The following is a 13,302-nucleotide window of genomic DNA, read 5'->3' as shown; positions in this document are numbered from 1 at the left end:
TTATTGATTACGTTTTGCTTGTTCAGTTTTCAAGGTTCATGTTCTTTATTTCGTCGTCACCTCTTGGCGACTCATTTATAATATCAAGATTCTAAAACAAAGTCAACACTTTCTCAAAAAATATTTTAATAAAATATATATAAATGTTTCAAAACACAATTATGGTTAAAATCCTCACTATTTAATTGATTAATATTGCGAAATGATTCTTAAGGAAAATACTAATATCTCAGCTATTTATACTAGCACTTGCGTAGAGTAAGTCTCTTACCTGATAAAAAAGGCAAACCGCATAATATAGTTTGCCCCTTTATCTATAAATTAGTTATGATACGTGAAATATAAAAGCTACGATTTTTCCCTAAATCAAAAATTTCCCCTGAATGAATTAATTTAATAAGTGGTCTTGTTGGGGCAAATTTATTTACAAACATTACTTCCCCACGTTCTAAATTAGAAAGTTCTACAATTGTACCTATTGGAAGATCTGCAACAATATCAATTAATGCACGTACTACTTTAATATCAAATTTACCAAACTCAGATTCATTGATCATTTCTATCACTTTAAATGAAGATTGTTTTGTTCTATACACTCGTTCACATGTCATAGCATGAAAAACGTCTGCAACAGCAATGATTTGTGCAAATATAGAAATATTGGCGATCTTTTCGTTCTTCGGATATCCACTACCATTTAAACGTTCATGATGTTGGAAGATTGCTTCTTTCATCGTTTCTTTTAAAATCGTCAAATCTTTCACCATATTATGGCTATAAATGGGATGTTTATAAATCTCATCATATTCTTGCTCTGTTAATGGTGTCTTCTTATCCCTGATACGAGGATGTACTTTAGCCATACCACAATCAGCTAATAAACCACCGATGGCTACTTGAATAGTTGTCCCTCTATCATAACCAAGTTTTTGAGCAATAACTGAGGCAATTAAACCAGTTGCTACACAATGATGATACAGGTAGTCTTTTGGATTTGAATACTCATTTAAATCAAAAATAATAGTACGATCTTCTAGTACCATCTCTACCAGAGGTAAAATAATTGTTCTGGCCTTTGCAATATCAACCTTAGCTCCCGCTTCCCAGTTTTTAAACTCTTTTTTAAACTGTTCAACAGAATGATTATAGATTTTCCTAAAAGTCGGAATTTCTTCTATTGTAACTTCGACATCACTCTCATTCTTTTCTACACGAATATCATTTTCACTTTTGTAAACGGGGACGGTGAAAATATTAAATGCATGAAAAATTTGTAAGTGTACATAAGAAATCATTGTATCTTTGAAAATAATCGGATACTGTGTATTAGCAAATATATCTTCAGAAATTACCTTGCCAACACCTAGCTCTGAAATTGGAACATGTATAGTTTCCACGGAATGAACACCTCTCCACTATTTCTTGCTTCAAAATAAGGTATTTTCATTTTATCATGGAATTCAAAATAATTACTTATATTTCATTATTTACGTAAAAAAAACCGATGACGACATTCAATAATGTCATCATCGGATTATATTATTCTTCGACTTCCTCTTCGTCTTCTAAAGACTCTTCTGCTTTTTCCACTTTAGCGACAGTTGCAACCAATTCGTCATCTCCTAGTCGAATTAAACGTACACCTTGCGTACTGCGCCCAATTAATGAAATATCGTTCACATCCATACGGATAAGCATACCATTAATAGTTATAAGCATTAAATCTTCAGAACCATCGACGGTTTTTACAGCGACCATTGGACCATTCTTATCTGTAATCTGGATAGTTTTCAGTCCTACTCCACCACGACTTTGTAAACGATAGTCCTCTTCAGAAGTACGTTTACCGTAACCTTTTTCAGTTACTACTAAAATTTCTTGCCCTGGCTCAACAATCTCCATACCCACTACTTCGTCACCATCACGTAGCTTAATGCCTCGTACACCACCAGCTGTACGGCCCATAGATCGAATGTCGTCTTCTTGGAAACGAACGAGCATGCCATCGCGTGTACCAATAATGACTTGTTTCTCTCCATCTGTAAGACGTACAGAAATAAGATCGTCGTCTTCTCTCAAGCTGATTGCGATTAAACCATTTGTTCGGATGTTAGCAAATTGCGATACAGGAGTACGTTTTGTAATACCTGTTTTTGTGGTAAAGATAAAGTAAGCATCGTCATCAAACGACGCAACACGAATCATAGCTGTTACTTTTTCGCCTTTTTCTATATTGAGCAAGTTTACGATAGGTAACCCTTTAGCAGTACGACCGAACTCAGGAATTTCATATCCTTTTGCTCTAAATACTTTACCTTTAGACGTGAAGAATAAAATTGTATCGTGGGTAGAAGTATTCATTAGATGCTCTACAAAGTCGTCTTCATTTGTACCCATTCCTTGTACACCACGACCACCACGCTTTTGACTACGATATGTATTCGCAGCTAAACGCTTGATATAGCCATTATGTGTTAAAGTAACAACTGAGTTTTCAACAGGAATTAAATCCTCATCCTCAATCATTTCAATTCCACCTGATGTAATCTCAGTACGGCGTGTATCATTAAAACGTTCTTTCAACTCTAAGATTTCAGTACGAATAATATCTACAATTTTCTCTTCATCTGCTAAGATTGCCTTTAATTCATCTATAAGAACTTGAAGCTCTTGATATTCTGCCTCAATTTTTTCACGTTCTAAGCCGCTTAACCGAACAAGGCGCATATCTAAAATAGCTTGAGCCTGACGCTCAGATAAGCTAAAACGTTCCATTAATTGAGGTTTTGCTTCTTCACCACTACGTGAACCACGTATAATAGCGATTATTTCATCAATATGATCGAGTGCGATTCGTAAGCCCTCTAAAATGTGAGCGCGGTCTTCAGCTTTTCGAAGATCAAACTCTGTACGACGACGAATAATTACTTTTTGGTGTTCTAAATAATGGTATAGCATTTCTTTTAAGCCTAATACTTTAGGCTGACCATTTACTAAAGATAGCATATTGATACCGAAGCTAGATTGCATAGCTGTTTGTTTATATAAATTATTTAGTACAACATTAGCATTTGCATCTTTACGAACTTCAATCACTACACGCATACCACGACGGTCTGATTCATCACGTAAATTTGTGATTCCATCTATTTTTTTATCACGTACAAGCTCTGCAATTTTTTCAATGAGCTTAGCCTTATTCACTTGGTAAGGCAATTCATGAATAAGAATAGTTTCCTTACCATTTGCCTTTTGCTCAATTTCCACTTTCGCACGGATGATAATGGAACCTCGACCAGTTTCATAGGCTCTACGAATACCACTACGTCCTAAAATTAATCCACCAGTAGGAAAATCAGGGCCAGGAATGATTTCCATTAGCTCTTCAGTCGTAATGGCTGGATTTTCAGAAAGTGCTATAACAGCATCAATTGTTTCACCCAATTGATGTGGTGGAATATTTGTTGCCATACCTACAGCAATCCCTGCAGCACCGTTGACTAAAAGATTTGGATAGCGACTTGGTAAAACTATTGGTTCTTTTTCTGATCCATCATAGTTATCTGTATAGTCAATTGTATCTTTATTAATATCACGGAGCATTTCCATTGCTATTTTAGACATACGTGATTCTGTATATCGCATGGCTGCTGCGCCATCACCATCAACAGAGCCAAAGTTTCCGTGACCATCAACAAGCATGTAGCGATAGCTAAAATCTTGTGCCATACGTACCATTGCATCATAGATGGAAGAGTCACCATGTGGATGGTACTTACCCATTACATCCCCAACGATACGTGCTGATTTTTTGTAGGCTTTATCTGCTGTATTACCTAATTCCTGCATCCCATATAAAATACGACGATGAACTGGTTTTAATCCGTCACGTACATCAGGTAATGCACGTGATACAATTACACTCATTGCATAATCAAGAAAGGATGTTTCAATTTCTTCTGTTATATTAATTCCTTTAACACCGGAGCGTTCTTGTTCTGACAAAGTGTAGACCTCCTCTCAAGAAAAATTAGATATCTAAATTAGCGTATACGGCATTTTCCTCGATAAATTGACGACGAGGTTCAACTTCATCGCCCATTAAACGTTCAAATGCTTGGTTTGCTTTAATTGCATCATCTAATTCTACTTGTAATAATGTGCGGTACTCAGGATCCATTGTTGTTTCCCAAAGCTGCTCAGCGTTCATTTCACCAAGACCTTTATAACGCTGCACATTTGGTTTTGGCATTTTTGGTAGCCGTTCTAAAATTTCTTTTAATGTCTCTTCATCATAGCAGTACTCAATATGTTTACCTTGTTTCACTTGATAAAGTGGTGGCTGTGCAATATAAATATAGCCTGCTTCTATTAGTGGTCGAAGGAAACGGAAGAAGAATGTTAAAAGTAATGTACGAATATGTGCCCCATCGACATCGGCATCAGTCATGATAATGATTTTATGATAACGAGCTTTCTCTAAATTAAACTCCTCACCAATACCAGTGCCGAATGCTGTTATCATTGCACGGATTTCCGCATTCGATAAAATTTTATCTAGTCGAGCTTTCTCAACGTTAAGGATTTTACCTCGTAAAGGTAAAATTGCTTGAAAGTGTCGATCACGTCCAGATTTAGCCGAACCACCGGCAGAATCACCCTCAACAATATAAATTTCACAATCAGCTGGGTTAGTAGAAGAACAATCAGCTAATTTACCCGGTAAGCTAGATACTTCGAGAGCATTTTTACGACGAGTAAACTCACGTGCTTTTTTCGCAGCTACACGAGCACGTGCTGCCATTAATCCTTTTTCCACAATTTTCCGTGCAACCGTTGGATTTTCTAACATAAAACGCTCAAAGCCATCTGAGAACAAAGAATTGGTAATTTGACTTACTTCTGAATTCCCTAACTTTGTTTTTGTTTGTCCTTCAAACTGAGGATCTGGATGTTTAACAGAAACTATAGCTGTTAACCCTTCTCGTACATCCTCACCTGTAAGATTAGCGTCAGATTCTTTTAGTAATCCACTTTTTCGTGCATAGTCATTAATAACGCGTGTAAGGGCTGTTTTAAACCCTGATTCATGTGTACCACCCTCATACGTATTAATGTTATTAGCAAATGAAAAAATATTAGAAGAGAATCCAGCATTATATTGCATAGCAATTTCTACTGTGATGCCATCCTTCTCTCCAAGAACATCAATTGGATCATGGATTGGGTCTTTAGATTGGTTTAAATGCTCAACATAAGAACGAATACCACCTTCATAGTGATATGTTGTTGAGCGAATCTCTTCTTCACGTTCATCAGCAATCGTAATCTTAATACCACGATTTAAATAAGCCAATTCTCTAATACGATGAGCTAAAATATCATATTCATAAACAGTAGTTTCTTTAAATATTTCTGGGTCAGCTTTAAAACGCGTTGTTGTACCATTATGATCTGTGTCACCGATAACCATTAACTCTTGAACTGTTTTTCCACGTTCAAATTTTATTTCATGGATATGACCTTCACGATGTACTTGAACAATTGTTTCAACAGAAAGTGCATTTACTACTGATGCTCCAACTCCATGAAGACCACCAGAAACTTTATAGCCTCCACCGCCAAATTTACCACCAGCATGTAAAACAGTCATAATAACTTCAACAGCAGGCTTACCCATTTTTTCTTGAATACTAACTGGAATACCACGACCGTTATCTTCTACACGAATCCAGTTTTCTTTTTCAATTGTTACTTTGATATCTGTACAAAATCCTGCAAGTGCTTCATCGATACTATTATCAACAATTTCCCATACTAAATGGTGAAGCCCTTTAGAGCTTGTTGAACCGATATACATCCCTGGTCTTTTACGTACTGCTTCTAAACCTTCTAATACCTGTATCTGATCGGCCTCATAAGCTTGGTTTTGTAAACCTTCGTTCTCTATAGCCACGGCTTTCATCTACTCCTTCATAACATCATTGTGTGTAAATGAATGAACAGTCAACCGAGCTGACTATTACCATTCTTTTTGTAATCTAAAAAACTACCCTGGCTAACTTCTTTCAATCGCACCTTGTTTCACGTGGAACAGTTGAGCCTGTTCCATCGTTTCATGATGAATTCCTTCCACACTTGTGGTTGTAACAAAGGTTTGGACTTCACCCTGAATGGTATTTAATAAATGCGATTGGCGATAATCATCGAGTTCCGATAACACATCATCTAAAAGTAGTATGGGTGTTTCTTTTGTTTCTTGTTTAATTAATTCAATTTCAGCAAGCTTTAAAGATAATGCTGTAGTTCGCTGTTGCCCTTGTGAACCATAAGTTTGGACATCATAGCCATTGACTAAAAACTGTAAATCATCTCGGTGTGGACCAACTAGTGTCACGCCTCTATCAAATTCACGTTCTCTCGCTTCAATTAATTTTTGATGTAAAGTATTTTCAATTTCACTAGTAGAGTGCTCTTTTTCAATACCAGCTACCGTACGATATTTTATAACAAGTGTTTCCTTACCTTGTGATATACCTGCGTGTATGGGTTCCGCCCACTCCTGCAATAAATCCATAAATTGAAATCTTTTACGAATAATTTGGGTAGCAGCGTGAATATATTGTTCATTGTAGACCTCATACATCACATCATTGGACATGGACTTGCCTTGGTTCATTTTTAAAAAATGGTTACGTTGTTTTAAAACTTTTTGAAAGGTTAATAAATCATGTAAATAGACAGGCGAAATTTGCCCAATCTCCATATCAATAAAACGCCGACGTATTTGCGGACTTCCCTTTACAACGTTCAAATCCTCTGGCGCAAACATAACGACATTCATTTGACCAATATAATGACTAAGGCGACTTTGCTCTATATGATTTATCTTGCCCTTTTTACCTTTCTTTGTAATCGTAAGTTCGATCGGTAAAATACCATGCCTTTTTTTAACGGCCCCTTCTATTTTACCATAGTCTGAATCCCAACGTATCAATTCTTTATCGTTCGTTGTTCGATGGGACTTAGCCATTGCTAAAACATAGATGGACTCCATAACATTTGTTTTTCCTTGTGCATTTTCACCAATGAAAACATTAATTTTTGGAGAGAAGTTTAAAGCTAAGGCATCATAGTTACGGTAATTTGTAAGTTTTATTTGCTCAATATACATAATTTATTGTCCAGTTGGTCCTATAATTTGAAAACGACCACATCCAGGAATATTTACAATATCTCCGTTACGTAATTTTCGACCTCGACGATCGTCTACTTCTCCATTTACATATACAGCATGTTCTTGTAAAAACCACTTGGCCATTCCACCTGAACTAATGGCATCAGTAATTTTTAAAAGTTGCCCTAACGTGATGAACTCCTCATCAATTTTAATGTCTTGCATAGTGTGTTCCCCTCCGAATACAGACTGTCTATCTCTCTATCATACCTAAAATTACGCCATAAGTAAAAAAAGATAGTCACTATGAGCGACTATCTTAACAGATCCTATATTCTTTAGTAAGTTCGTACAGGTAAAATTAATTGTAAAATAGCATCATCATGAACAGAACGTAAAATAAACGGTCTCATTGCCCCAGTAAATTGAATAACTACGTCTTGTCCATCTATTGCTTTTAATGCTTCCATCATATATTTTGCACTGAATGAGATTTTCAAACCTTCCCCTTCTAATGCTTCCACAGGAATTTCTTCTTGTACTTTACCGATTTCAGGAGAGTTAGAAGAAACTTCAACTGCTTGGTTATCTAAAATTTCAAAACGGACAACATTATTACGATCTCCTCGTGCAACAAGTGATGCACGGTCAATAGCTTGTAATAAAGATTTACCATTAATTGTTACATTTGTTTGATACTCTTCGGGAATTAAACGAGTTGTGTCAGGATAATTTCCTTCCAGTAAGCGAGAGAAGAATAATACATCACCAGTTTTAAATAATACTTGCTGACTTGTAATAACGATTTGGACAAGATTTGTAGAATCTTCAAGAACTTTATTTAATTCATTCAAACTTTTCCCTGGAATTACTACACTATGTTCAACTTCTGGTAAATTTTCGAGTTGCACTTTACGTCTTGCTAAACGATGGCTATCTGTTGCAACACAGATTAATGTTTCATTTTTGATCTGCCAGTTTACACCTGTCAACACGGGTCTACTTTCTGAAGTGGCAACAGCGAATACTGTTTCACGGATAATTGTTTTTAAGAGATCAGCAGGAATAGTAAATTTTTGATCTTCTGTAAGCTCTGGTAATAAAGGATACTCTGCTGCATCTGAGCCAATTAAATGGAATTCAGATTTCCCTGAACGAATATGCGTTTGGAAACCAGGTGTTACTTGTATTTCAACATCGTTTGTTGGTAATTTACGTACGATTTCATTAAACATACGTGCTTGTACAACAATTGAACCTGTTTCTGTAATGTGAATAATTTGTTGTCCATCTTCTTCTACTGGAATAAATGTTTGAATAGTTATATCAGCATCACTACCAGTTAAGCGGATACCTTCCTCTGTTACGTCAATTTTAATCCCAGTTAAAATTGGAATAGTTGTTTTTGAACTTACTGCTTTCATGACATCATTTAAACCTTCTAATAAACGGTCACGTAAAATATCAAATTTCATTCGTTTTCCCTCACATATTTATATTATTTATTTATATAAAATAAAAAGATATAGTAATAGGCCCTGTGGATTTGTGGATAAGTGTATTTTTATGAATAAAATCAGTCTATCCACATGTAGATAGACTGTGTATAAGTTTGTGTTTAAATAGTTAGTTTGTCCACAGCAATTACTTGCCTAGCATACTACGAATTTGTTTAACATCTTGTTGAAGTTGCACGTCATTTTTCAACATAGAAGATATTTTTTCGTGCGCATGGATGACAGTCGTATGGTCGCGGCCGCCAAATTCTTCGCCAATTTTGGGCAGCGAAAAATCTGTCAACTCGCGTGATAAGTACATAGCGATTTGACGTGGAAAAGCAATTAATTTAGTACGTTTTTTGGCAGCGAAATCTTCCAAGCGTATACTAAAATGTTCCCCTACTGCATTTTGAATGTCTAATATTGTCACTGTTCGCGGTTTTGAATTAGGAATGATATCCTTCAAGGCCTCGGCAGCTAATGTCGCAGTAATATCTTTGTTTACAAGTGATGAGTAGGCAACGACGCGAATAAGCGCACCTTCAAGCTCCCTAATATTGGAGTCAATCTGGTTCGCAATATAAAGCATTACTTCATTTGGTACCTCTAAACCGTCTGCTTTTGCTTTTTTACGCAAAATAGCGATACGAGTTTCCAAATCGGGTGGCGCAATATCAGTTATTAACCCCCATTCGAAACGTGAACGGAGCCGATCTTCTAAAGTAGGAATCTCCTTAGGAGGCCGGTCACTTGAAATAACAATTTGTTTGGATTCTTCATGTAAAGTATTAAAAGTGTGGAAAAATTCTTCTTGAGTTGATTCTTTTCCAGCAAGGAATTGAATATCATCAATTAGCAGTACATCCACGTTGCGGTACTTATTGCGAAAATCAAGTGCTTTGTTATCACGAATTGAGTTAATAAATTCATTTGTAAATTTCTCGGATGATAAATACACTACTTTTGCATTTGGATTATGTTCTAGTACATAATGCCCAATAGCGTGCATTAAGTGCGTTTTACCTAGCCCTACTCCCCCATATATAAAGAATGGATTGTATGCCTTAGCAGGTGCTTCAGCTACAGCTAGCGAAGCTGCATGTGCAAAGCGGTTACCAGAGCCAATAACAAACGTATCAAAAGTATATTTCGGGTTTAACATACCTGGTGAAATATCATGATGTTCATTATTTTTTGCTTGGATAATCGGCGCTGGCAAATCAAAATCGTCCGAATCCTGGTTTTTTTGAACAACAAATTTAATAAGCAAGTCTTCGCCTGTTAGCTCCGTTAATATACCTGTAATCAAATGAATATAATGATTTTCAAGCCAGTCTCGAGCAAACGAATTTGGCGCAGCAATTGTCACAGTGGACCCACTACCATTGTAAGATAGTAACTTCGTAGACTTTAGCCACGTTTCGAAGCTTGGTTTAGAAATTTTTTGTTCAACTTGAGCCAGGACATTGTTCCATAGTTCTTCTAAATGTTCCAAGCTGCTAATCTCCTTTACAGTGTTCAATACAAAAAAAAATCGCATTTATAGAATTGTAAATACGTTCATTTTATAACTCGTCCACATAATCACAAGTTGTGGATAAAAGTTAACCAAAGGCTGTGATGAAAATTATCCACAGCATATTAACAGTTGTGGATAATTAAAATGTTCGTTTTAGTTTTCAACAAAGTGAAGCACAGTAATCGTATCAGAAAAACAAAGCTATTTCAATAGTTTGTGAAACTTATCCACATAGTTTGCAGTTATGCACTTTATAGTTGTCCACAAGCACTGCTTATGTGAGAAACCTGTAGATAATTGTTGTGGATAAAAAATAATGCAAAAAATACTATACACAACTCTGTGTAAAAAAAACAAGTACTCTGTGGATAAATATTTTTATGTTTATGAAGAAAAAATATTTCTAGTAGAGAGCCGAACACTAGAAAATTAAGAATAGAATAAATAGATAGTTCGACCGATTAAAAGAAATTTGTGAAATTCATTGACAAAATAACTAGATACTTTATATAATATTCGAGTCTGTATGTTGAAAAATTCAACTCATATCAGGAGGTGTCTATATAAATGAAACGTACTTACCAACCAAAAAAACGTAAGCACAGCAAAGTACACGGTTTCCGCGCACGTATGAGCACGAAAAACGGTCGCAAAGTTCTTGCTGCTCGTCGTCGTAAAGGAAGAAAAGTTTTATCAGCATAAAATAAGTCCACTGAGCCACATCAGTGGTCTTTTTTTTCTTTATTTTTGGTAAACCTAGAAATGAGGATCAAAAGATATTATCTAATAGCAGGTGAAAGAAATGAAAAAACGCCAACGAGTGAAGAAGAATGATGATTTTCAAAAGGTGTTTAAAAAAGGTAAATCTTTCGCTAATCGTCAGTTTGTCGTTTATTTTTTAGTAAAAGAGGGACAAACGGAATTTCGTGTAGGTTTATCAGTTAGTAAGAAGCTTGGGAATGCGGTAACACGCAACCAAGTAAAACGCTATATTCGACAAAGTATTCATGAATTAAAAGATGATCTAAAGCCGAATATGGATTATGTTATTATCGCCAGACATCCGGCGGCCACTATGGATTTTCATGAAGTGAAACAAAGTTTGCAGCATGTACTACGAATCGCAAAGGTAATGAAAAAAGTGTAATGTATGCAACCAAGTGGTGAAATTACGCCTGTACTGTTAGCAATAGAATAGATAAGATGTGATTTTGCATAAAATTATATGTAAGAGAATTATACGCACGGGGGTATTCGTGGCGAGAGTTTTCGCTTAATAATATGTAAAATTCACATCTTATCTTAGGAATAAGCGTGTGTAGTTAGAATATTTAGTAGAGTGAATGTTATAGGCATGATAAAATAACTGATAACTTTATCTTCATCCAGGACTCTCAAAAGTGGACTGAAATAAAGATAAGGCTACTGTCATTTAACCGATTATGTGATAGGAAACTGTCGGTACAAAAAGAAGCATATAGAAGTAAGAAAAAGTGAATAGGAATTGTAGGGGGAAGAAGGTTGAAAAAACAACATTGGGTAATTTTGTCACTAGTATCAGTAGCCTTACTACTTTCTGGTTGTACAGAATTCAATGAACCAATTTCCAAAGAAAGCACAGGCTTCTGGAATGAATTCATTGTTTGGCCGTTGGTATCAGCAATAAAATACTTTGCTGATCTGCTAGGTACGTATGCATGGGGGATCATTGCCGTAACGATTATTATTCGTTTAGCAATTTTGCCATTGATGATCAAACAAACAAAGAGTTCTAAAAAGATGCAAGAAATTCAACCAAAATTGAAGGAACTGCAAAAGAAGTATGCTTCTAAGGATGCTCAGACACAACAACAATATCAGCAAGAAATGATGAAGTTAATGAGTGAATCTGGAGTAAATCCACTTGCAGGATGCTTACCAGTAATCATTCAAATGCCAATCTTAATTGGTTTCTATCATGCAATTAGCCGTATGAATGCAACATCAACATTTGATTTAGGGAATTTCTTTATCTTCCCGCTAGCAGATCCTGCACCTGCATTAGCTATTACAGCTGGCTTAATGCAATTTATCGTGTTACGTACAGGACCAGCAATGGATAATCCTCAAATGAAAATTATGATGTATATTATGCCATTCATGATTATTGGTTTTGGTATGGCCTTACCAGCTGCATTATCATTATACTGGGTAATCGGAAACATTATTTCGATTTTCCAAAACTTGTACATTTATAAACCTTGGAATAAAGATAAAACACAACCTGCTCAAAATGGAGGGGCTAAAAAGTGAAACAACTTACGCAAATAGGCGCAACAACACAAGAAGCGATCTCATTGGCGTTACAGAAACTTGGCAAAACCCGTGAACAAGTAGATGTTGAAGTTTTACAAGAAGGTAAAAAAGGATTTTTAGGTTTTGGTGCACGTTCTGCAGAGGTACGTGTAACAGTAAAAGAAGTTCAGGTTCCAACAATTGAAAGCGACAATGCTCACTTGCAGGTAGTAACTCAATTATATGAACCAATAGTAGTAGATGATGTTGAAACGCTAAGTTCACAAGTTTCTGAACAACCAAGTGAAATGGAAGAAGTTCAACAAGTCGTTAAAGAACAAGATGAGGATGGAGACTCAGCAAATCCAATTGAAGAGGCAAAGGCTTATATAAGTAGTATCGCTGAACAATTGGCTATTCATGATCTTGAAATTGCTACGACACGCGAAGGGAAATATGTATTTTTTCAACTCAAAAGTGAGAAAGCTGCCCTGCTTATAGGGAAACGAGGTCAAACATTAAATTCCTTACAGCAATTAACACAACTCGTATTAAATAAAAGCGCAAAGCAGTTCTTAATGGTGAAACTGGATGTAGAAAATTATCGCGAGCGTCGACAAGTAGCTTTAGAATTACTTGCGGATCGAATGGCGGATAAAGCATTACGCTTAAATCAACGTGTGGCATTTGAACCAATGCCGTCTTACGAACGAAAGATAATTCATAATCAATTAGCAAATCGTCTAGATCTTGAAACGTATTCAGAAGGTACCGAGCCTAATCGTTATTTAGTAATCGAACCAGTAAAAAAATAATTAAACTGTTTCACATAA

Annotated in this window: 11 protein-coding genes; 4 read left to right on the top strand and 7 right to left on the bottom strand. The window is 35.9% G+C overall.

Annotated elements, in window-relative coordinates; translation table 11 throughout:
• Positions 1-314: 314 nt before the first annotated feature.
• The 7 genes from LCP48_RS00360 to dnaA all read right to left on the bottom strand — a co-directional run bounded on the left by LCP48_RS00360 (position 315) and on the right by dnaA (position 10,216).
• Positions 315-1,397 carry an HD-GYP domain-containing protein gene (locus LCP48_RS00360; protein ID WP_004233296.1) on the bottom strand — a complete coding sequence of 361 codons (1,083 nt, stop codon included), beginning with the start codon at positions 1,395-1,397 and terminating at the stop codon, positions 315-317.
• A 142-nt stretch (positions 1,398-1,539) separates the two neighbouring features.
• Positions 1,540-4,005, bottom strand: a complete 2,466-nt coding sequence (gene gyrA / locus LCP48_RS00355; protein WP_004233298.1) for a DNA gyrase subunit A — start codon at positions 4,003-4,005, stop codon at positions 1,540-1,542.
• Between the two features lie 25 nt (positions 4,006-4,030).
• Positions 4,031-5,965 carry a DNA topoisomerase (ATP-hydrolyzing) subunit B gene (gene gyrB, locus LCP48_RS00350; RefSeq protein ID WP_004233299.1) on the bottom strand — a complete coding sequence of 645 codons (1,935 nt, stop codon included), beginning with the start codon at positions 5,963-5,965 and terminating at the stop codon, positions 4,031-4,033.
• 93 nt (positions 5,966-6,058) lie between these two features.
• Positions 6,059-7,174 (bottom strand): DNA replication/repair protein RecF, encoded by a 1,116-nt coding sequence (recF, locus tag LCP48_RS00345; RefSeq protein WP_004233301.1) that lies wholly within the window; start codon positions 7,172-7,174, stop codon positions 6,059-6,061.
• A gap of 3 nt (positions 7,175-7,177) precedes the next feature.
• Positions 7,178-7,402 (bottom strand): S4 domain-containing protein YaaA, encoded by a 225-nt coding sequence (yaaA, locus tag LCP48_RS00340; RefSeq protein ID WP_004233303.1) that lies wholly within the window; start codon positions 7,400-7,402, stop codon positions 7,178-7,180.
• Between the two features lie 113 nt (positions 7,403-7,515).
• Positions 7,516-8,652, bottom strand: coding sequence for a DNA polymerase III subunit beta (gene dnaN, locus LCP48_RS00335; RefSeq protein ID WP_004233305.1), 1,137 nt, complete (start codon positions 8,650-8,652; stop codon positions 7,516-7,518).
• Positions 8,653-8,821: 169 nt separating this feature from the next.
• Entirely contained in the window at positions 8,822-10,216 is a 1,395-nt protein-coding gene (gene dnaA / locus LCP48_RS00330) for a chromosomal replication initiator protein DnaA (protein WP_369700628.1), read from the bottom strand.
• A gap of 546 nt (positions 10,217-10,762) precedes the next feature.
• On the opposite strand from dnaA, the gene rpmH reads away from it, so the two are divergent.
• The 4 genes from rpmH to jag all read left to right on the top strand — a co-directional run bounded on the left by rpmH (position 10,763) and on the right by jag (position 13,284).
• Positions 10,763-10,897, top strand: coding sequence for a 50S ribosomal protein L34 (gene rpmH, locus LCP48_RS00325; protein ID WP_004233310.1), 135 nt, complete (start codon positions 10,763-10,765; stop codon positions 10,895-10,897).
• 100 nt (positions 10,898-10,997) lie between these two features.
• On the top strand, positions 10,998-11,342 hold the full coding sequence (gene rnpA / locus LCP48_RS00320) for a ribonuclease P protein component (RefSeq protein WP_004233316.1): 345 nt from the start codon (positions 10,998-11,000) through the stop codon (positions 11,340-11,342).
• Between the two features lie 374 nt (positions 11,343-11,716).
• Positions 11,717-12,487 (top strand): membrane protein insertase YidC, encoded by a 771-nt coding sequence (gene yidC, locus LCP48_RS00315; RefSeq protein ID WP_004233318.1) that lies wholly within the window; start codon positions 11,717-11,719, stop codon positions 12,485-12,487.
• A complete protein-coding gene (gene jag / locus LCP48_RS00310) occupies positions 12,484-13,284 on the top strand; it encodes an RNA-binding cell elongation regulator Jag/EloR (RefSeq protein WP_004233319.1) in 801 nt (266 codons plus the stop codon). The genes yidC and jag overlap by 4 nt, the downstream gene beginning before the upstream one ends.
• Positions 13,285-13,302: the final 18 nt, after the last annotated feature.

The sequence above is a fragment of the Lysinibacillus capsici genome (assembly GCF_020217405.1).
GTDB lineage: Bacteria > Bacillota > Bacilli > Bacillales_A > Planococcaceae > Lysinibacillus > Lysinibacillus capsici.
This window is presented reverse-complemented; position numbering and strand designations above follow the sequence as displayed.